The sequence below is a fragment of the Vibrio sp. 10N.247.310.23 genome (assembly GCF_041467155.1).
Classification (GTDB): domain Bacteria; phylum Pseudomonadota; class Gammaproteobacteria; order Enterobacterales; family Vibrionaceae; genus Vibrio; species Vibrio crassostreae_C.
The window spans coordinates 35,068-56,096 of the sequence record NZ_JBFSTZ010000014.1 but is presented as its reverse complement, the minus strand read 5'-3'; the positions used below and the strand labels follow the sequence as shown (position 1 = coordinate 56,096).

Annotated in this window: 21 protein-coding genes; 10 read left to right on the top strand and 11 right to left on the bottom strand. The window is 45.4% G+C overall.

The features are described from left to right. Entirely contained in the window at positions 1-594 is a 594-nt protein-coding gene (gene wrbA / locus AB6D93_RS12535; RefSeq protein WP_017060712.1) for an NAD(P)H:quinone oxidoreductase, read from the top strand. Further along, positions 591-1,028 (top strand): DUF2069 domain-containing protein, encoded by a 438-nt coding sequence (locus AB6D93_RS12530; RefSeq protein ID WP_017060713.1) that lies wholly within the window; start codon positions 591-593, stop codon positions 1,026-1,028. The genes wrbA and AB6D93_RS12530 overlap by 4 nt, the downstream gene beginning before the upstream one ends. A gap of 110 nt (positions 1,029-1,138) precedes the next feature. Here AB6D93_RS12530 and AB6D93_RS12525 read toward each other — a convergent pair whose 3' ends face one another. Further along, complete coding sequence (locus AB6D93_RS12525) at positions 1,139-2,398, bottom strand: DUF2066 domain-containing protein (RefSeq protein ID WP_102333436.1); 1,260 nt, start codon at positions 2,396-2,398, stop codon at positions 1,139-1,141. Between the two features lie 278 nt (positions 2,399-2,676). On the opposite strand from AB6D93_RS12525, the gene AB6D93_RS12520 reads away from it, so the two are divergent. Next, on the top strand, positions 2,677-3,915 hold the full coding sequence (locus AB6D93_RS12520) for a uracil-xanthine permease family protein (RefSeq protein WP_065583985.1): 1,239 nt from the start codon (positions 2,677-2,679) through the stop codon (positions 3,913-3,915). Between the two features lie 141 nt (positions 3,916-4,056). On the opposite strand, the gene upp is transcribed toward AB6D93_RS12520, so the two are convergent. Continuing rightward, complete coding sequence (upp, locus tag AB6D93_RS12515; RefSeq protein ID WP_017060716.1) at positions 4,057-4,683, bottom strand: uracil phosphoribosyltransferase; 627 nt, start codon at positions 4,681-4,683, stop codon at positions 4,057-4,059. 169 nt (positions 4,684-4,852) lie between these two features. On the opposite strand from upp, the gene purM reads away from it, so the two are divergent. Together purM and purN are read left to right on the top strand one after the other, a co-directional pair. Next, the gene (gene purM / locus AB6D93_RS12510) at positions 4,853-5,893 is read left to right on the top strand and encodes a phosphoribosylformylglycinamidine cyclo-ligase (RefSeq protein WP_008222945.1); all 1,041 of its coding nucleotides are present in this window, start codon (positions 4,853-4,855) and stop codon (positions 5,891-5,893) included. 132 nt (positions 5,894-6,025) lie between these two features. Beyond that, positions 6,026-6,700, top strand: coding sequence for a phosphoribosylglycinamide formyltransferase (purN, locus tag AB6D93_RS12505; RefSeq protein ID WP_102333440.1), 675 nt, complete (start codon positions 6,026-6,028; stop codon positions 6,698-6,700). Between the two features lie 107 nt (positions 6,701-6,807). On the opposite strand, the gene AB6D93_RS12500 is transcribed toward purN, so the two are convergent. Then, complete coding sequence (locus AB6D93_RS12500) at positions 6,808-7,653, bottom strand: class II glutamine amidotransferase (protein WP_102333435.1); 846 nt, start codon at positions 7,651-7,653, stop codon at positions 6,808-6,810. A gap of 64 nt (positions 7,654-7,717) precedes the next feature. Further along, the gene (gene lpcA / locus AB6D93_RS12495) at positions 7,718-8,293 is read right to left on the bottom strand and encodes a D-sedoheptulose 7-phosphate isomerase (RefSeq protein ID WP_017063379.1); all 576 of its coding nucleotides are present in this window, start codon (positions 8,291-8,293) and stop codon (positions 7,718-7,720) included. 329 nt (positions 8,294-8,622) lie between these two features. Between lpcA and fadE the strand changes: the two genes are divergently transcribed. Then, positions 8,623-11,088: an acyl-CoA dehydrogenase FadE gene (gene fadE / locus AB6D93_RS12490; RefSeq protein WP_017060720.1), complete on the top strand. Its 2,466-nt coding sequence runs from the start codon at positions 8,623-8,625 to the stop codon at positions 11,086-11,088. Between the two features lie 129 nt (positions 11,089-11,217). Here the strand turns inward: fadE and AB6D93_RS12485 are convergent, their stop codons facing one another. Beyond that, positions 11,218-12,465, bottom strand: coding sequence for a TIGR03503 family protein (locus AB6D93_RS12485; protein WP_102333434.1), 1,248 nt, complete (start codon positions 12,463-12,465; stop codon positions 11,218-11,220). Positions 12,466-12,474: 9 nt separating this feature from the next. Beyond that, positions 12,475-13,242, bottom strand: a complete 768-nt coding sequence (gene dnaQ, locus AB6D93_RS12480) for a DNA polymerase III subunit epsilon (RefSeq protein ID WP_102333433.1) — start codon at positions 13,240-13,242, stop codon at positions 12,475-12,477. 56 nt (positions 13,243-13,298) lie between these two features. On the opposite strand from dnaQ, the gene rnhA reads away from it, so the two are divergent. Then, entirely contained in the window at positions 13,299-13,763 is a 465-nt protein-coding gene (rnhA, locus tag AB6D93_RS12475) for a ribonuclease HI (RefSeq protein WP_017060723.1), read from the top strand. A gap of 98 nt (positions 13,764-13,861) precedes the next feature. Here rnhA and AB6D93_RS12470 read toward each other — a convergent pair whose 3' ends face one another. After that, the gene (locus AB6D93_RS12470) at positions 13,862-14,644 is read right to left on the bottom strand and encodes a class I SAM-dependent methyltransferase (protein ID WP_017060724.1); all 783 of its coding nucleotides are present in this window, start codon (positions 14,642-14,644) and stop codon (positions 13,862-13,864) included. 53 nt (positions 14,645-14,697) lie between these two features. On the opposite strand from AB6D93_RS12470, the gene gloB reads away from it, so the two are divergent. The 3 genes from gloB to AB6D93_RS12455 all read left to right on the top strand — a co-directional run bounded on the left by gloB (position 14,698) and on the right by AB6D93_RS12455 (position 17,784). Then, positions 14,698-15,456, top strand: a complete 759-nt coding sequence (gene gloB / locus AB6D93_RS12465) for a hydroxyacylglutathione hydrolase (protein WP_017060725.1) — start codon at positions 14,698-14,700, stop codon at positions 15,454-15,456. 70 nt (positions 15,457-15,526) lie between these two features. After that, a complete protein-coding gene (locus AB6D93_RS12460; protein WP_017063374.1) occupies positions 15,527-17,101 on the top strand; it encodes a LysM peptidoglycan-binding domain-containing protein in 1,575 nt (524 codons plus the stop codon). Beyond that, a complete protein-coding gene (locus AB6D93_RS12455) occupies positions 17,098-17,784 on the top strand; it encodes a YIP1 family protein (RefSeq protein WP_102333432.1) in 687 nt (228 codons plus the stop codon). Before AB6D93_RS12460 ends, AB6D93_RS12455 begins: the two co-directional genes overlap by 4 nt. A 106-nt stretch (positions 17,785-17,890) precedes the next feature. Here AB6D93_RS12455 and AB6D93_RS12450 read toward each other — a convergent pair whose 3' ends face one another. The 4 genes from AB6D93_RS12450 to tilS all read right to left on the bottom strand — a co-directional run bounded on the left by AB6D93_RS12450 (position 17,891) and on the right by tilS (position 20,968). Continuing rightward, positions 17,891-18,733 carry an endonuclease/exonuclease/phosphatase family protein gene (locus AB6D93_RS12450; RefSeq protein ID WP_017060728.1) on the bottom strand — a complete coding sequence of 281 codons (843 nt, stop codon included), beginning with the start codon at positions 18,731-18,733 and terminating at the stop codon, positions 17,891-17,893. Positions 18,734-18,794: 61 nt separating this feature from the next. Then, positions 18,795-19,133 (bottom strand): nitrogen regulatory protein P-II, encoded by a 339-nt coding sequence (glnB, locus tag AB6D93_RS12445; protein ID WP_017063373.1) that lies wholly within the window; start codon positions 19,131-19,133, stop codon positions 18,795-18,797. 130 nt (positions 19,134-19,263) lie between these two features. After that, positions 19,264-19,587 carry a cytochrome c gene (locus AB6D93_RS12440; RefSeq protein ID WP_170791809.1) on the bottom strand — a complete coding sequence of 108 codons (324 nt, stop codon included), beginning with the start codon at positions 19,585-19,587 and terminating at the stop codon, positions 19,264-19,266. Between the two features lie 46 nt (positions 19,588-19,633). Next, positions 19,634-20,968, bottom strand: a complete 1,335-nt coding sequence (tilS, locus tag AB6D93_RS12435; protein ID WP_102333431.1) for a tRNA lysidine(34) synthetase TilS — start codon at positions 20,966-20,968, stop codon at positions 19,634-19,636. Positions 20,969-21,029 lie beyond the last annotated feature (61 nt).

The window sequence follows — 21,029 nt, the reverse complement described above, 5'->3', positions numbered from 1 at the left end:
ATGAGCATTAACATTCTTGTTCTTTATTACAGTCGCCACGGCAACACACAAGCTCTAGCAAGGCAGATTGCACGAGGGGTTGAATCCATCCCGAACTGCGAAGCTATGCTAAGGACGGTGAACGACGTGTACACAGTAGAAGAGCAGCCTGATTCGCGTTATCAACCAACCGATCCTATTGCCTCGTTACAAGAACTTCGATCTTGTGATGGTTTGGCGCTAGGCAGTCCGGTTTGGTTTGGTAACATGGCCGGGCCAATGAAGCACTTTTGGGATAGCACGACATCAATGTGGATCAATGGTGATCTCATCGATAAGCCAGGTTGTGTATTTACCTCTTCTTCATCATTGCATGGTGGTCAAGAGACAACACAACAAAGCATGATGTTGCCCCTGCTTCATCACGGCATGTTAGTCGTGGGCATCCCCTACTCAGAACCGGCGCTGCACACCACTCAAACTGGTGGTACGCCTTATGGTGCAAGCAGTACTGGAGAGAGCGCTTCACTTAGCAAAGAAGAGATTGAGTTGGCGCAAAACCTAGGTAAACGCCTAGCGCGCATCGCAATAAATCAGAAGGGAATTTCTCAATGATGTATATGCCAGAGAAGGCTATGTCTCCCAAAACCAAGCTATTTCGCTACCTTGCTTTAGCGGGCAACTTGTCACTGTTATTCTGGGTGGTGGCTTGGCAGATGACGCTTTCACCGCACCCTCATCTCAGTAATGTCACACTGGCGATTGCTTGGGCTATCCCGCTGTTATTGCCATTACCGGGCATTTTAGCAGGAAAACCTTATACGCACGCATGGGCAAATTTCGTCTTGATGCTCTATTTCCTACACGCATTAACTATCTTGTATGTAGACGATGGTGAACGTTTATTAGCGGCTGTAGAACTGCTTCTGACGACTCTAGGTTTCGCGGGCAATATCTTATTTACTCGCTTTAGAGCCAAAGAGTTAGGCATCAAGTTGAAGCGCCTTTCCGAAGTAGAAAAGAGAGAGAAAGCTAAGTTCGAGCAATAATATTGAGCCCATGCTTTTAAACTGACCGCTTACAAACAAAAAGCCCTGCGAGATTGCTCTTGCAGGGCTTTTTTCAAGTTTTCATTTCAATCAGTCATGTCAGCTGACAATTATGAGCGAACCCACTCGTATACCAAGCTTGGCTTAGCATGTACTGGCGCAGTGATGGTTAGATCTTCTGTATTAGAATCCTCTAACGTTGCGTCAGGCGTATTCGTTAGCTCAGCATCCTCAGATACCTCGTTGCCCTTAATCACTTGTACGCCTGAGTCAGTTTCGTCACCAACGACTTCAGCAGCGTCTGTTGAATCATCACCTACAGACATTGTGTTGTCTTGAGTTTCAAATTCAGGGCTCACTTCAGGCTCAATGTAAGATTCTTCAACCTTCGCAACTTGGCGAATACTTGCTACTTCTTGCTCAAACTCTTGTTGAGTCGACAATAAGTGAATTCGGAAAGTGACTTCGTTGTTCTGAATCTTCAGAATATCTAGGCTTGCCACCGAGTTTAGACGCTTAAGTGCGTTCTCTAACTGGAAGAAGTCTTGAGCATTATTCAGGCTAATAAACTGCGTTAAAATCGATTCTGATGACTCACTCGCTACCGTCACAGCACTTTTGCCTGCGTAGTAGTTACTGATTTGGTCAACTAACTTCTTAGAAGTCGTGTCGCTGTTACCCGATAGTGAACCACTTACAGGCGATGTTGGTGCACTCGTCAATTGACTTGGCTTTTGATCGTATAGAGCCCAACGTAGGCCTGAAGATTGAGCCTTTATCACCAACACAGCATCAACAGGATAACGCTGACTCGCTTTACTGATTGGCGTAACAAAGCTACCCCACAAATCAGAAGTCGCAATACCCGTAATATCGTCAAAGTCACCCACAGGCAGCGTTAGAGGCAAGCCACGCTCTTTTGCCTTAGCTTGTAAGCTAGCTGCTAACTGTGAGTTAGAGTGTTCCCATACGATGTTCTTGTCGTAGTTGTCCTCTTCCACCAGCCAAACAAGGATGTTTGAACGCGTGTCAGGCCAGTAAGGTAACTGTGCTTGAGTCAACAGAGAACGGATTTGAGCACCGTTAAAACGCATACGCAATGTTGATTGGTCATTGCTTTCGCCAAAACTCATTTGAGACATGTACTGCGAACTCTTGCGCATCGCCTTTTGAATCGTCTCATTCGAAGCGACATCAGTTTGGCCAGTCGCACGTATCAATACCTGCTCCATACCTGTATTTCTTGCCACTTGTTCTGGCTGTTTGTCTTCAGCGTTAATCGCAACTTCAGCACTAAAAATATCTACTTGAGTTAAGGCATAACTCGGAGAGGCTAATAGTCCCATCAACAACAATGCTATGTAGCGCATACTGATCCTAATATTCAAATCTTGTGCCTAGATGATAAGCAACTATGGATTGAGGGGCAAGGTCGATAGCGCCCACTGTGTTTAATAACCACAAAATATCACCTGGCCATGATAAATCGCTCACTTATAAACTGAATTTCTAGGGCTTAGATGGATATAAAACATCACTAAGATAAATAAATTTGATCTATTTGGTGTAGCAATCGATTGCCAAGTGATAGAATCCCGCGAATTTTATTTTTCGCTTTTCATATAACGACCATTTTTAAGGACATAACATGAAAAATGCTTTGCAAGGTGCGCAAATGCTGTTCGTAGCTTTTGGTGCGCTTGTACTCGTGCCGCTACTAACAGGGCTTGATCCTAACGTTGCACTGTTTGGCGCAGGTATCGGTACCCTTTTATTCCAACTTATTACACGCCGTTCAGTGCCAATCTTCTTAGCGTCTTCTTTCGCATTCATCGCGCCTATCATGTTTGGTATTCAAACATGGGGCGTTGGCGCAACCATGGGTGGCCTAATGGCGGCAGGTGTTGTGTATGTATTGATGGGTGCATTGATTAAAGTAAGAGGCGTTGGCTTCATTCATAAGCTACTTCCACCCGTCGTGGTTGGCCCTGTAATCATGGTTATCGGTTTAGGTCTTGCGCCTGTTGCGGTAAACATGGCGCTTGGTAAGACTGGCGACGGCGCAGTTCAGCTCGTTGATGCAGACGCAGCACTGTGGATCTCTTCGATTTCACTGCTAGTAACGATTGTCATCAGTGTATTCTCGAAAGGCTTCCTAAAACTGCTGCCTATCTTTGGTGGTATTGTTGCGGGTTACATCACTAGCTTGGTATACGGCGCGGTAGACTTCACACCAGTGGCTCAAGCGTCTTGGTTGGCACTACCGAACTTCACTGCACCTGAGTTCAACATCAACGCTATCTTTTTTATGGTATTTGTCGCGATTGCACCTGCCGTTGAACACGTAGGTGATATGCTTGCGATATCTAACGTGACCGGTAAAGACTACCTTAAAAAACCAGGTTTACACCGCACTATTACTGGCGACGGTGTGGCAACAATTGCCGCTTCAATGCTGGGCGCGCCGCCAAACACGACGTACAGTGAAGTAACAGGCGCAGTAATGCTTACCAAAGCATTCAACCCTGTGATCATGACTTGGGCTGCAGTCACAGCCATCGTTCTTGCATTGGTTGGCAAGCTAGGCGCACTACTTCAAACGATTCCGGTTCCTGTAATGGGCGGAATCATGATTCTACTGTTTGGCTCTATCGCAACAGTGGGTCTTAACACGCTAATCAAAAACAATGTTGACCTACACAAATCACGTAACCTTGTGATTGTGGGCATTACTTTAGTCTTTGGTATTGGCGGCATGGCCTTTGGTATCGGTGACTTTAGCCTACAGGGCGTAAGCTTGTGCGGTATCGTTGCGATTCTACTTAACCTAGTACTTCCAGAAGAGCTAGGTGACAACACTGTGGTAGATAAAGCTCAAATCGATTAATGAGTCGGTAAGGCTAGATTCCAAAGAATCGCAACCTAACAAGATCAAAAAAGGGAGAGCATCGAATGCTCTCCCTTTTTATTAATACGGTTAATTCAGCGAGTTAAGGAACTGTTTAGAGTCACTTAAGCTGAAACCGAATTACTTAGTACCGAAGATCTTATCGCCAGCATCGCCAAGACCAGGAACAATGTAGCCCTTGTCGTTTAGCTTCTCATCGATTGCAGCCGTGTAAAGCTCAACATCTGGGTGCGCTTTTTCTAGAGCAGCGATACCTTCAGGAGCAGCAACAAGCACAAGAATCTTAAAGTGCTTACAACCTTTCTCTTTCATCAGGTCGATAGTCGCGATCATAGAACCACCTGTCGCAAGCATTGGGTCTACCACTAGAGCAATACGCTCATCGATGTTAGATGCAAGCTTGTTGAAGTATGGTACTGGCTCAAGTGTTTCTTCGTCACGGTAGATACCAACAACGCTGATACGTGCACTTGGGATGTGCTCAAGAACGCCGTCCATCATGCCTAGACCAGCACGTAGGATTGGCACTACCGTTACTTTTTTACCTTTAATTTGGTCAACTTCTACTGGACCGTTCCAACCGTTAATCGTCACACGCTCAGTTTCAAAGTCTGATGTCGCTTCGTATGTTAGAAGGCTACCCACTTCTGTCGCTAGCTCACGAAAACGCTTAGTGCTAATCTCACCTTCACGCATCAGGCCAATTTTATGTTTTACTAGCGGGTGTTTCACTTCAACAACTTTCATTTCCAACTCCGGCAATATTTAAACAAACCTGTAGATTATACACGAACTCTAAGGTTATTTCAGAATCTTTATTCTAATAAAAAAAACCGCGCAAACGTTTGCTCTTCATATTCAAGCCCTGTTAGAATAGCGCCGTTTTCACATCCAACTTAAGTTCGAGGACTATCCCGTGAGTGGTAATACTTCTTCTCTAAGCTACAAAGACGCTGGTGTTGATATCGACGCAGGTAATGCACTAGTAGACCGTATTAAAGGTGCTGTTAAACGCACTCGTCGCCCTGAAGTAATGGGCGGTATTGGTGGCTTTGGCGCCCTATGTGAACTTCCAACGAAATACAAAGAGCCAGTACTTGTTTCAGGTACTGATGGTGTTGGTACTAAACTTCGCCTTGCTTTGGATCTGAAAAAACACGACACCATTGGTATCGACCTAGTGGCAATGTGTGTGAACGACCTAATCGTTCAAGGTGGTGAGCCTTTATTCTTCCTAGACTACTACGCAACAGGTAAGCTAGATGTAGATACAGCAGCAGACGTTGTTTCTGGTATTGCTGAAGGCTGTGTTCAAGCTGGCTGTGCACTAATCGGTGGTGAAACTGCTGAAATGCCAGGCATGTACGAAGGCGACGACTACGATGTAGCTGGCTTCTGTGTTGGTGTTGTAGAAAAAGCGGACATCATTGACGGCACTAAAGTAGCAGCAGGCGACGCACTTATCGCTGTTGGCTCAAGTGGTCCACACTCAAACGGTTACTCTTTAATTCGTAAAGTCCTAGAAGTTTCTGGTGCTGATAAGAGTGAAGAACTAGAAGGTCGCACTATCGGTGAGCACCTACTAGAACCAACTAAGATTTACATCAAATCGGCACTTAAGATGATTGCAGAGCATGACATTCATGCTATCTCACACATCACAGGTGGTGGTTTCTGGGAAAACATCCCACGCGTACTTCCTGAAGGTACTAAAGCAGTCATTGATGGCAAGAGCTGGGAATGGCCTGCTATCTTCAACTGGCTACAAGAGAAAGGTAACGTGGAGACATTCGAAATGTACCGCACTTTCAACTGTGGTGTAGGCCTAGTTGTTGCTCTACCTAAAGATCAAGCAGACGCTGCTGTTGAACTACTGAAAGCTGAAGGCGAAAACGCTTGGGTTATCGGTGAGATCGCAAACGCTGAAGCTGGCGAAGAGCAAGTTGAAATTAAATAAGTGATACGCTCACTTACTTAGTTAATCAATGAGGACCTAATGGTCCTCATTTTGCTATTTAGCCCGCAGAAAACCTTAGTTTATGTAGGTACATTGTAAACAATTCAGTTAATCAATCGTATGACCCACTCTATGAAAAACAATCACTCAAATAAAACCAGTCACTCCCAGAAAAACATCGTTGTGTTAGTTTCAGGAAGCGGAAGTAACTTACAGGCTATTTTAGATGCCTGCGATAGCGATATGATTGATGCATCGGTTAAAGCTGTCTTCTCAAACAAAGCAGAGGCTTTTGGATTAGAACGAGCGAAAACCGCAGGTGTTGACGCTCATTCAGTGAATCCAAAAGACTTTGGTTCACGTGAAGAGTTTGACCATGAATTGATGGTTCAGATCGATGCTTACCAGCCAGATTTAATCGTACTCGCTGGCTACATGCGAATCCTGAGTTCAGAGTTTGTTCGTCACTATGCAGGGAAAATGGTCAACATCCACCCTTCTCTGTTGCCGAAATACCCAGGCCTACACACCCACCAGCGTGCCATTGATGCGCAAGACAAAGAACACGGTACTAGCGTCCACTTTGTTACCGAGGAGCTCGATGGCGGCCCTGTGATCTTGCAAGCTAAGGTGCCGGTATTTGAAGATGATGATGCTGATATGTTGGCAAGCCGAGTGCTTACTCAAGAACACTGCATTTACCCTATGGTCTGTAAATGGTTCGCCGAAGATCGTTTATCAATGCTAAATGGGCAAGCTGTCTTAGACGGTAAGGCATTAGGTAAACACGGTTACGCAGAAGAGTAATTCTTCAGAAACTAAATCAAATCCAAAAAAAGACCGCTTACTGATTCATTAGTTCAGTAAGCGGTCTTTTTTATGAGGTTCAAATCATACTATTCGGGATACTTAGCTCAGCTCAATGGTTCAGTTGGCGCTTGGCTTGCTACCTTCTTCGGCGCATAAGCGACATCTTCCAATGCTTTATGATTGTTGCCTATCAGCTCACCAAAATGAAACAGCGCATATTCGCCCGGCTTCATTCTAAACCACTCTTCATTGTCTGTTAGAGGCTGGGTTGCCACCACTGTAACCACATCATTAGGTGTAGTTTCTTCTTGGAAGTTAATCTCAACATCTTCATCAATCAGGCTCGCTTTACCAAAAGGTGCGCGCCTTGTTATCCAGTACAAATGGTTGGTACAGAAGGTCATCACATACTCACCATCACTGAGTAACATGTTGAAAACGCCTTTCTCACGCAGCTTGTCACAACACTCAGCCACAAAGCGAAACATACCTTCCATATCTTGAGGTGGCTCAGGAAAACGCTCTTCGAGTTGTTTGAGTAACCAACAGAAAGAGAGCTCACTGTCTGTCTCGCCGACCGGTCTGAAACGACCACTGATCAGATCGTCGTAATCCGTTAATTGACCATTGTGAGCGAAGGTCCAGTATCGCCCCCAAAGCTCACGAGTAAAAGGGTGTGTATTTTCTAGATTAACACCACCACGGTTCGCTTGACGGATATGACTGACAACGGCTTGGCTTTTAATTGGGTAGTTTTGAACCAACTCAGCGATCTTAGATTCACAGCTAGGGTTAGGATCTTTAAATGTACGAAAACCCTTTCCCTCATAAAAGGTAATACCCCAGCCATCACGATGCGGGCCAGTGTTGCCTCCACGCTGCATAAGACCAGTAAAGCTAAAACAAATATCAGTTGGCACATTCGCGCTCATACCAAGCAATTCACACATGGTTTAATCTACTCCCTATTAAAACCAGCAGAGCCTAAGCTGTGCTTTAAATCTCTGTAAACGACTATTCCATTTCTTTTTCAACAAGTTGAATCACAATGTGGATGATCTTAATGTGAATCTCTTGGATGCGATCTGCGTAGCCAAAGTGTGGTACTCGGATTTCGATATCCGCACAACCCGCCATTTTACCGCCATCTTTACCCGTCAATGCAATCGTCTTCATGCCTTTCGCTTGAGCCGCTTCAATCGCTTTTAGAATATTGGCAGAGTTACCTGAAGTCGACAGACCGAACAACACATCACCTTTACGACCCACCGCTTCTACATAGCGAGAAAACACGTGGTCGTAGCCAAAATCATTACTCACACAAGATAAGTGGCTAGGGTCTGAAATCGCAATGCCAGCGTAGCCCGGGCGATTTTCACGGTATCGGCCTGTTAGCTCTTCCGCGAAGTGCATCGCATCACAGTGTGAGCCACCGTTACCACAAGAAAGCACTTTGCCTTCTTGTTTGAATGAGTCAGCAATCAGTTTTGCAGCCGCTTCAATTTGAGCAATGTTGTGATCATCACTCAAGAACTTGTTAAGAACGTCAGCAGCTTCGTTCAATTCACTTTTGATTAGGTCTTGGTACATAAGGCTTATCTCTTATATTTTTTTACGCAACTTAAGGTACGTGAAATGAGAGCTGAGGGTTTTTCCCTCTTTATAGCTGAGTTTACCCACAAACATGAAATAGTGTCGACACTTAAGCCCAAAGATTGCCACCTTAATTAACTTGTCGTTGTAAATCCGTCCAAATATTCGCCACCAACCTCTCACAATTAGAATTTTAACTCTATTGAGATCACTTTTTACTCACCTTGGAGTTTTACAAATATTTAATATTTTGTTTACACTTGACTGGTTAGACCTCTTACCTAAAACTTAATAACAATAAGTGATCTCTGAAAAGGAAATCGATCATGAACATATTGCTCTCCCTACTCGGCATGACCGCCATCTTAGGCGTCTGTCTTTACCATAGAGTTAGTCTGGTACGTGCATTAGTTGTATTAACCGGCGCAATGGTAGCATTAACACTGCTTGGCGGCGTGGCTGTTACTGGCTGGCTTTGCTATCTATTAGCCGTTGCGATCTTTGCTGTACCGACCATTCGTCAGACACTGATCAGCCAAAAAGCACTCTCTTTATTTAAGAAAGTTCTACCGGCGATGTCTCAGACAGAAAAAGAAGCACTAGAAGCTGGCACAGTATGGTGGGAAGCAGAGCTGTTCAAAGGCAAACCTGAATGGAAGAAGCTTCAGAACATTGCTGATCCGAAGCTCTCTGAAGCTGAGCAAGCGTTTTTAGATGGCCCAGTAAATACCGTGTGTGAAATGGTCAATGATTACCAAGTGACACATGAGCTTGCTGATTTGCCACCAGAAGTATGGCAATACCTGAAAGACCATAAATTCTTCGCCATGATCATCAAGAAAAAATACGGCGGCTTAGAGTTCTCAGCTTACGCTCAATCTTTGGTTCTACAGAAGCTAACGGGCGTTTCTAGTGTATTGTCATCGACGGTTGGCGTACCTAACTCATTAGGCCCTGGTGAACTTTTACAACACTACGGAACAGAAGAACAAAGAAACCACTACCTGCCTCGCTTAGCGGAAGGTAAAGAGATCCCTTGTTTTGCTCTGACTAGCCCAGAAGCCGGTTCAGATGCAGGCTCTATCCCAGATTACGGTGTGGTATGTAAAGGCGACTGGCAAGGCGAAGAAGTACTTGGCATGCGCCTAACTTGGAACAAGCGTTACATCACTCTCGCGCCTGTCGCGACGGTATTAGGCTTAGCTTTTAAACTTCGTGACCCGGATGGCCTGCTTGGTGATCAAAAAGATCTTGGTATCACTTGTGCGCTTATCCCAACGGATTTAAAAGGCGTAGAGATTGGCAACCGCCACTTCCCACTAAACGTACCTTTCCAAAATGGCCCGACGCAAGGCGACGATATCTTCGTGCCTATCGATTTCATCATTGGCGGTCAGAAAATGGCCGGTCAAGGCTGGCGTATGCTGGTTGAGTGCCTGTCGGTTGGTCGTGGTATCACACTGCCTTCAAATTCAACTGGTGGCATCAAGTCTGCCGCGCTTGCAACTGGCGCTTACGCTCGTATCCGCCGTCAGTTCAAACAGCCTATTGGCCGCATGGAAGGGGTTGAAGAGCCACTTGCACGCCTTGCAGGTAACGCTTATGTAATGGACGCTGCAAGTAACCTAACCGTTGCGGGCATCGACCTTGGTGAAAAGCCTTCGGTTATCTCTGCAATCGTTAAGTACCACTGTACTCACCGTGGCCAGCGCAGCATCATTGATGCGATGGATATCGTCGGTGGTAAAGGCATTTGTTTAGGCCCATCGAACTTCCTAGCTCGTGGCTACCAAGGCTCGCCTATCGCGATTACGGTTGAAGGCGCAAACATCCTGACTCGTTCAATGATCATCTATGGTCAAGGTGCGATTCGCTGTCACCCTTACGTACTGAACGAAATGGAAGCGGCTTATTCTGAAAGCAGCGATGCGCTTGATAAGTTTGATTCAGCGTTAGCAGGGCACGTTAGCTTTACGATGAGCAACCTAGTCCGCAGCTTGTGGTTTGGTTTAACCGATGGTCGTGGTTCTGATGCGCCAACACCTTCAAATAAAACAGATAAACAGACACAGCGTTACTACCAACAGCTAAACCGCTACAGTGCAAACCTAGCGCTACTGTCTGATATTTCAATGGCAGTTCTAGGCGGATCACTGAAGCGTAGAGAACGTTTATCAGCAAGACTGGGTGATATCTTAAGTCAACTTTACCTCGGTTCAGCAACGTTGAAGCGCTTTGAAAGTGAAGGCAGCCACGCTGAAGATCTACCGTTAGTACATTGGGGGATGCAAGATAGCTTACGTCAGACTGAAGTGGCGATTGATGAATTCTTAGCGAACTTCCCTAACCCTGTGATTGGTCGTCTGCTTCGTGTTGTGCTAATGCCATTTGGTCGTATCCGTCGTGCTCCAAACGACAAGCTCGATAGCAAAGTTGCGCACATTCTACAAACACCAAGCGAAACACGCTCTCGTATAGGTCGCGGCCAATACCTAGAAGCGACGGAATACAACCCAGTAGGTAAGATTGAAAAAGCGCTAGAAGTGATTCTTCAAGCTGAACCTCTGTTCGACAAAGTCTGCAAAGAGACACACCAAAAGCGCGCTTTCTTACGACTAGACCTTGTGGCTCAATTAGGGTTAGAGAAAGGCATCTTAACGCAAGAAGAGGCAGTTCTGCTGATTAGCGCCGAGGAACATAGACTGTACACGATTAACGTTGACGACTTCTCTCCAGAGGAGCTTGCAGCAAAGTCTCAGTACCCAGACCAATCGATTGATAACGTCGCTTAAGGTTAGAAAAAGAAACAAAAACGGGACTCCTATGAGTCCCGTTTTTTTTGTTCATGACATCGTTGTCACAAATTTTAATGCTTTATCTAGCGGCTTATTCTCTCTAGACAATCTAATCATCTAAGCGAGTTACTTGGGCGCCTTGAGCTGCATCTCAGGTAACGCTTTTTTCTTCGCCTTGACCTTACGAACCACAAACCAAATCAATAAGCCCAATAGAATAGCGACCACATTACCCACCGCAATAATGATCATACTGCGCTGTCTGTCATCTTCACGTTTTTGAAGGATCATCAACTCTGTTGCGATACGCTTCTGTTCAGCAAGAGCTTCTTCTTGAAGACGTCGTGACTCTGCTAAGTCGATATCTTCAACAACGCTGTACGACTGCTCGGTAATTGGAAAAATCAGCGGGCGCTGACTTGAAGCATCAGTGGCATAAACCATCCCTGACCAATTATAAATTCCTAAATCGCCATTATAAGGCACCTCTAAAGCGACTTTCATTGCGTCGACTTCAGCTTGCCCCTGCTTGTACATCACATACTCATCAGGAGCCTTGTGCTCAACATGAACCGCTAACGAGCTCGGTGCGATCATCCCCTGCTCACCAGACACCACAATAGTATGAGGTAAGCCCTCTTTTCGTGACTGAATGAAGGTGGTAGTAATGGGTGTTGGGTAAACCAAGACTTCTTGCTCTTGCGCTCGCAGGAAAACGCCATTGCCAGAAGTAATACGCGCTCTGTATTTACCAGGCTCGATATCAATTGGTAAAGAGACAGTGAACACACCATCTCCGGCTTTTTCATCAAGATCAGCGCCATCATCGGCAAACTCGCCCATCACAACAGGCACCGGGCGCGCTTCTCTTACTAAAGACTCTTCGTTTTCAACAAACTTAGTAAAGGTAACCTTAAGCTTCACGCGATCGAGAAAATCGCGCAGCACCAGCGGCTTGCCATCAGAAGTCAGTCGAGCGGTAAATTTGATGCGCTCTGTTTGGTACAACTTATCTGGGAACTCATTAGCATCCAAAACAAGATGAGACAGCAGCTTGATATTGTTCTTAGGGGAAACTTTACCTATCGCTTGCCAAGGGCCGGGCATCGGATTGTCGATAGAGATAATGTCCATGGACGATTCTTCGTACCAACGGACATTATCAGCATTGCGCCAAGAGTAGTATTTCTTGCCATCAGGGCGAACCAAAACGACAGGTTTAGAGTTATCGGCTCGATAAATCACAAAGGTGACTTGTTCAATACTGGGATCAACTCGAAAACGGTTGTCCAATAAACTCATAACGGATTCTGTTGCTGCATGTAAGCCAAAACTTAACAGCAATAAGCAACCGGTAGCCAATACCCTTAACATACTTTCTCCCTACTGACGCCAGAGGCAGCTTCCGCTTTTCTCGACGAGATCTAAACGACTTTGATGCGCTTCTACTTCATCGGCCGTAGCTCGTAAAACCTTTAGGGATTTTCGACCACTTTCTACTCTTCGTATGCTTTCGGCTTCACCTTCCTGTTGACCAGCGTTAAATTGCAGCGAAGTTTGACCACCCGTCATCAATAAGTAGACGTCGGCTAGGATCTCCGCATCGAGCAATGCGCCGTGGAGAGTGCGGTGCGAGTTATCGATACCGTAACGGTCACATAAGATATCTAGGTTGTTTCTTTTACCTGGGAATATCTTCTTCGCCATTGCCAAGGTATCGGTAACTTTACAGTAGTCATCCGTTTTACCTATCGCTGGGTTGAGCTTCTCAAACTCATAGTCCATGAAGCCCGTATCGAAGGGCGCGTTATGAGCCACCAGCTCCGCACCTTTGATAAAGTCGAGAAACTCTTTATGAATGTCTCGGTATTCAGGCTTATCAATCAAGAATTCATCGGTAATACCGTGAACGCCAATCGCCTCTTCTTGAATCGCACGATCGGGCTTGATGTAGACGTGGAAATGACGCCCGGTCAGCCTACGGTTGATGATCTCTACTGCACCAATTTCAACGATGCGGTGACCCATATAGTGAGGGCCACCTTCTGTATTCATACCGGTGGTTTCGGTATCGAGTACAACAATGCGCTTATTTTCGTTCGAACTGTTTTTTTCGTTCGTGCTTTGTTCTGGAGTGCTACTGGTATTCATAAGGATAACTGTGTCAGACTATGCCGATAATGTGCTTGAGGTAATAGTATCAAATCATGACGAAACAAGTTGAAATTTTCACTGATGGTTCTTGTTTAGGAAACCCTGGTCCCGGCGGCTATGGCATCGTACTTCGCTACAAAAAAGTCGAGAAGACGCTAGCAGAAGGTTTTACGCTAACAACCAATAACCGTATGGAAATGCTCGCCGCTGTCGTTGCTCTCCAAGCCCTCAAAGAACCTTGCTCTGTGATTCTGACCACAGATAGCCAATACGTGCGTCAAGGCATCACACAGTGGATTCATAACTGGAAAAAGCGTGACTGGAAAACAGCCGACAAGAAACCGGTTAAAAATGCCGATCTGTGGCAAAGGCTCGATAAAGAAACCGCTCGCCATAGCGTTGATTGGCGCTGGGTAAAAGGACACGCGGGACACAGAGAAAACGAAATGTGTGATGATTTAGCGCGAAATGCAGCGGAGAATCCGACTCTAGAAGATACGGGCTATCAACCAAGCTAATCGTCTTTTTAATTAGACGCACATTTCAGAAAGCGATTTATAATTTCTTAAACTAATTGACAATTTCTCAATCGAATTGATAGATGAAAAGCCGACAACTAATCGGCTTTTTCTGTTTTTAGCGGATATGACGCTTTGGCTGAATCCATTGTACGGCGCGTATTGGTTCTAAAACTTGCCCCAACAGGCGAGAAACGTCGCTTAAGGTGCCAATGTGGTTTGATGGGTTTTAGCGGGTAAGTACGCTTACGAGCAACAATAAAGTATTGGCTTCCGGCGAAGGATGCACAACCACCTAAGCTGTTCTCCAACCACGTCCACATCGCTTGATACTTACTCATCGGAAACAGCGCGTAGGTGTCACAATGAATTACTTCATAGTTAAGTACACCTAACCAGTCTTTAATTCGACTTGGCGTGTACATACGCCCACTCCAAGGCAAGCTGTTCTTTCGCCAAGGCATCAAACTGGCAAGCCCAGTGACACTGATTGGGTTGAAGCCCGTGATAATGATATAGCCATCGTCCATCATCACTCGATCGACTTCTCTCAATAAGCGATGCGGGTCATTGCTATAATCTAGCTGATGACTCAGTACTACAACATCAAAGCTTTTCTCCAAAAAGGGTAAATTATAGCCATCCGCTATCACATTATGTAATGGGTTCTGGATATCTAGGTTTACTTGATGTTGAATGTTGCATGTGCAGCTAGAAATCTCACTACTGAGGCCACCGAGCTTGAGCATATGGTAACCAAATAGCTTTGGGCACCACTCATCGAGTCGAGTTTGAATAGATTCTCTCAACCAGTCCCCATTGTGCAATTGCGCCCAAGTGTAAGGACGTTCAAACTTCTTTCTGCTACGTGCTGGCTTCATCAATAATCTGTCTCACTTATTCTGTCGCACTAATAGTGACTGGAGAACCAATAATGTTACATATCAAAAGCATACCTGCATTTAACGACAATTACATCTGGCTGATTCAAAATAGCGATCGCCGTTGTGCTGTCGTCGACCCTGGTGATGCGGCTCCAGTATTAGAGTACTTGGCACACCATGAGCTAACTTTAGATGCAATCTTGATTACACACCACCACCACGATCACATTGGTGGTGTTCCAGAACTCGTTAGACAATTTCCCGGCGTGGATGTTGTCGGTCCAAGGAATGAACCTATCCCTACCTTAACTCATCCGGTCGATGATGGTGATCAATTAGAACTGTTTGGCGAAGTATTCCTCGTCCTAGGGCTCAGTGGCCATACTGCGGGTCATATTGGTTATGTGGGCGATGCCAAACTGTTTTGTGGTGATGTGTTGTTCTCTGCGGGCTGTGGCCGAATCATGGAAGGCACACCACAACAGATGTTCGATGCACTGAATAAGATCACGGCTCTGCCTCAAGAAACCGAAGTGTATTGTGCACATGAGTACACTGCAGCCAATATCGCTTTCGCATTAGCCGTAGAGCCTGATAACCAACATTTGCAGCAATATCGCGACCAAGTGAACCGACTTCGCGCTCAAAATAAGTCGACCATCCCCACAAATTTGAGACAAGAGAAGTTTGTGAACCCCTTCCTGCGCTATACCGAGCCAAGTGTAGTGAAATCAGTGTCTAATCGCACCGAGCAGACCGATCCTTTATCGGTATTCACCGCTTTACGTGCGTGGAAGAACGAATTTTAACAAATACAGACTTGTCACTCATAGGGGGTGGCAAGTATTATCATCGGCCGTTAATTAAAAAGGCTGTAACATGCGAGTTAAGTACAGCTGGGCTTTGGTATTACTACTTTCTGGTTGCCAATTAACTCAGTCAGAGAATCCAGACCAAGCTTCCGAGCAAACCAACACATCTCCTACTAAAGAAGTTTCTCAAGCGAACGTTTCATCAGAAGCAACAGCCAAAGAAGATCAAAAAGTTGAAGCACCTGTCGTTACTCCACAAACACAAGAAGATGTTTGGAAACGCATTGCGATGCAACTTGAAATGGAAGTGCCAGACCAAAAGAAGGTCGACTACTACCGAACTTGGTATCTCAAGCACCCGAGTCATCTAAAAACAGTATCAAAGCGTGCTGAACCTTTCTTGTATCTGATCACGACTAAGATTGAAGAAAAAGGCTTACCACTAGAATTGGCACTACTACCCGTTGTAGAAAGCTCTTTCGATGCGTTTGCCTACTCTCATGGCAGTGCTGCTGGTCTATGGCAATTCATTTCAGGCACTGGCAAAGACTACGGGCTTGAACAGAACTTTTGGTATGACGGCCGCCGCGATGTTGCCGCCTCTACCGACGCCGCATTGGACTTCCTCTCAGATCTTAACCGACGTTTCGATGGCGACTGGAATCATGCGATTGCTGCCTATAACAGTGGTGGTGGTCGAGTAAACAGCGCAATTCGCAAGAACAAGAAGCTGGGCAAGCCAATCGACTTTTTCTCTTTGGACTTACCAAAAGAGACCAGCAGCTATGTACCTAAACTGCTTGCTCTAGCAGATGTCATTGCCAACCAAGAAAAGTATGGCATCGATATTCCGGCGATCCCGAATAAGCCAGTGCTGACTCTGGTTAACCCTGAAGAACAGCTTGATTTAGCCATTGCTGCGAACTACGCAGGCATTCCTGTCAAAGAACTTCAAGGTTACAACCCGGCTTACAACCAATGGGCAACGGCACCAGAGAAACACCAACAACTATTACTTCCTTTAGATTCAGTTGAGAAATTCAACAAAGAAGTCGCTGCCAATAAAGGCAAAGGCATGAAGTTGGTGCGTTACAAGGTTCAATCTGGTGACAGCATTAGCGTACTGGCAAGCAAATATAACACCACCAGCAAAGTGATCCGCTCTGCAAACGGTTTGAGCAACAACAATATTCGTATTGGCCAGCACTTACTTATCCCAACATCCACCAAAGACGACAAGACATACGCCCTAAGCGCCTCAAACCGCCTAGCAAGCACACAGTCGAAGAGTCGTGGTCAATATAAGCTCAGCCATACTGTAAGAAGTGGTGACAGCCTATGGACGATTGCACGCGCAAATAAGGTCTCTCATCAATCACTGGCTAAGTGGAATGGCATGGGACCACGCGACACGCTTAGAGTTGGTCAAGAACTGGTCATTTGGAAGAACGGCTCAGACGGCGCCATCATCCGTACGATCTTTTATAACGTAAGATCAGGTGACACAGTCAGCGGTATTGCATCAAAGTTCAAAGTAAAAAGTACAGATGTTGTAAAATGGAACACTTTGCAGAACAAAAAATACCTACAGCCAGGACAAAAACTGAAGCTGTATGTTGATGTAACTAAGGTAAGTGTATGAACCCGTCAAGTAACCCACTCGTCATGCTGTTGGATATATTCCGTTCGCCAACAGCTTGTTTCTTAGCGCTTTATCAACGAAGTGCTTGGGGATGGCAACCCTACGTCGTATTAATGCTCAGCCCATTTTTGTTTTGGGGTGCTTATTTTTCGAATGTAGATTTTGCATGGTTAAGTGCAGAGCTCTCGCAGCAACTGGCTCAAACGAACCCTGACCAATTGGCGTTACTTGACAGCAATACCTTACTCGCAAGTGAAATCATCAGCGACGTATTTGGCCGAACATTAACCATCGTTCTATTGGCATTCTGGTTTAACCTAGCAACCAAGCCAAGCCAACATCAGCACAGCTTTTGGCGATGGTTTGCAGCGGCATCGGTTGTTATATTCCCAGCTGTTTTAGGTGATGTAGCAAGCTACGCAAGCCTGATATTCAAGCATGGACATGTGATGAACTACGCTGCCGACTTGAACAGCTTAAATGGCTTGATCAAGTTACCGCTAACTAATGATTGGTCACAGTTTGCTAGCTCATTACCACTGCTTCTGCCATGGTACATCGTGCTAGGTTATGCTGCGGTATTAACGTGGACTGAGTTTGAACGCGGGCAAGCGCTTGTGATTTCAGGCTTACCATGGGTTGGCTACTACCTAATCTGGGCGCTCTACATTTTAATCTTTTAAGTAGAAGAGATAAGGCTAGCGAAGACTCTCTAGCCTATTGTTCCGTTAGATTTCCCAAGGTAACCACCGTGCGAATGGTTAAGTTCCAATGACTAATAGCTAATCACTATTTAGCCTTAAAGGTCACTCGCATAGGGTTATGATCAGAAGCGTCCGTAATGGGCGCTTTTGCTTTTTCTACCTCTAGCCCTCGATAGAACACATGGTCGAGCACCAGTCCTGTAATGAACTGAGTTCTGTTATCTGGCTCAAAGGCAACTTCCGTCAAACCAACCTTCTCCAACGCATCTTTCAATACAGCAAAGCGAGCTTCACTCCAGCTATTAAAGTCCCCAGCAAAAATAACCGGCCCACGATACTTTTGCAGATTGTCAGTTAAGCTCTTGAGCTGAGCCTCGTAATCTTCCGTACCAAAGGTAAAGTTCACAGCGTGGATATTAATCACAGCCAGCTCTTCGCCATTGTTTAGTTGGTAACGCGACCAAAGCGCCGATTTAGGCAGTTGAAGCCAAGGTTCTTCATGAGTATAAGCACACGCTTCAATCGGTAAATGGGTTGCTAGGTTGAGTACCCCAGCACTTTGCTCAAAGGCCTCAAACGCATTAACACGTGTGCTTCCCCACTGTCCGCTCATTACCCATTGGCGAAGTCCTTCTGTCATACTAGCTTCTTGCAGCAAGACTAAATCGCTACCTGCCGACAGCTTATTTAACTCACTCTGCCAATTATTTCGGTTTTGCTTGTAGATATTCCACACCGTAATGTCTAAGCCATCAGACACATCAATCGCTTTCGGTGCAGAGTTTTGGTAGCAACTGTAGATGTCGTTACTGGTACTTTGAGAGGAAATGATCAGGTTGGGTTTATTCGGGATCACGAAGATAAAATGAAAACTAACGACAGCAAGCGTTATCAATAACGTGATAACAATGATGGTTTTCTTAAACATACAGCACCCTACCAGAGATGAAAAAGGAGCGATAAACGCTCCTTTTAGGGTAATAGTTTTTTTATACGGCGTCTTCGTCTTCTTCGCCAGTACGAATACGTACCACACGTTCAACTTCAGTAATGAAGATCTTACCGTCACCAATTTTACCTGTTTGAGCCGTCTCAATGATGGTATCAACACATTGGTCAGCCACTTCGTCGGTCACAACGATTTCTAGTTTCACTTTAGGTAAAAAGTCGACCATGTACTCTGCGCCGCGGTATAGCTCAGTATGACCTTTTTGACGTCCAAAGCCTTTAACTTCAGATACTGTCATACCCGTAATACCCACTTCTGCAAGTGCTTCACGTACATCATCAAGTTTGAATGGCTTGATAATGGCTTCAATCTTTTTCATGTTCATCCCTTAAACTGTGCGAATGGCTCATTATCGGTTAGCTATAGTAAACATTCAATGAAAAAAGCCAGAGCTTTAAAGCTCTGGCTCGAAATTTATCATCTTGTTTAATCAGCGCTTTGAGAAGGTTTTACTTAAGGCTTGCGTAGTAAGCGGCTAGATTCGCGATGTCTTCATCACTCAGCATTGAAGCTTGAGCCTGCATTACAGCGGCCAAACCGCCGGTGCGCTGGCCATTCTTATAGGCCTTAATTGATGAAGCGATGTATTGCTCGTTTTGACCTTTAAGGTTTGGATAGCCAGGGATCACTGCGATACCGTCTGCACCATGACATGCCGCACAGATTGCTGCTTTAGCTTGACCCGCAGCAACATCAGCCGCCAGAGCGTTACCACTCAATAGTCCAAATCCAAGAACTAATCCTAGTGTAATTTTCTTCATTGCATATTCCATTAATTATTTTTATTAAAGTGACGGTGAATTGTGACATAAACTTTTTCTACTTGCTCCAAAGCGCTTCACAATCTTGACCTTCGTAGTTTTTATCTACGAATAAGCCTAAAACAGCGATCACTCGATCGCCATCCATTAATATCGGCGTTCTGCGTCTTAACCAACTGGGTACTTGGTACTCTTGAAACAACTTCTTAAGCTTCCTGCTATGACCGCGCCCAACAGGGTGTGCTGACAATCCCTCAGGGTTAAATATCACTCGCAGTGTTCCTCTCGTTGTGTTGAGACTAAAATGTTGCGCATCACAGTGGTTAGATACACCATCACTCGCCGCTGAAGTTAAGTGTAGTTCCCCTAAACCGTCAGGCAAAACTAAGCTCTCTTCCATCGAGATATCACTTTGCCAGTTCGACAAGTCTTTGGTCTCTTTTACGACATGGAGCTGATGATTAAAACGTCTAACCTCAACCTCATTCAACACCAGCTTAGGGTTGGCGTCTGCCTGAGCACATGCCACCTCATCCCATATAAGTTTGAGCTGCTTTTGGCTCGGCATCGGTTGATTACAGCGGCTCAGCCACATTCTTAATAAGCGTGCACGCAGTAAATCAGAGTACTGAGATAATACCTCAATACTTAAGCTGTGCTTCTCAGTCAAAGCTTGTTGTAAGTGAGATTCTAACAACTCATCCAACAGTAACTCTTGCTCTGCACATAGCTGAGCACTACGACTGACCGATTCTCGAAAACTAGGCCAACGCACGGTCAGTGTCGGAGTGACTTGATGACGAATAAAATTACGGTCAAAGCGAACGTCTTGATTACTCTCATCTTCTACCCAAGTTAAAGCCATATCGCGCGCCGCCACTTCAATATCCGTTCTCGTCACCGACAGCAGTGGGCGAACGATATGAGCACCTGAAAATGGCATCACTTTCGCCATTGAAGAGAGCCCTTTCGGACCACTGCCACGCTTAAGAGCTAACAAGAAGGTCTCGACTTGGTCATCGATGTGCTGGCCTGTCACTAACACATCACCTTGTCTAATATGCTTTTTAAGGGCTTGGTATCGCGCGTCTCGAGCCAGCTTTTCAACGCTTTCTCCACGGCTAATATCTAGCGAGACTCGTTCAATGAACAAGGATACCGACAAAGCATCACACCATGTTTTGCACTGCTCTGCCCAATAATCAGCATTGTTGCTTAAGCCGTGGTGAACATGTACCGCACAGCAATCGATGTGATGGGACTTAGCGAATTGGGCAGCCAACTCCAACAACACTCGTGAATCGACACCACCACTGAAAGCGACGATCAACCGACAAGGCTTAAGCGCGCTTTGATCAAGTACAGATGTGAAGGTATCAATTAAGTGTGTCATGAGGCTAATAAACCAAGAGATCGTGTGTTAAGGGATAATGTTTTAATAATAAAAAAGGGTT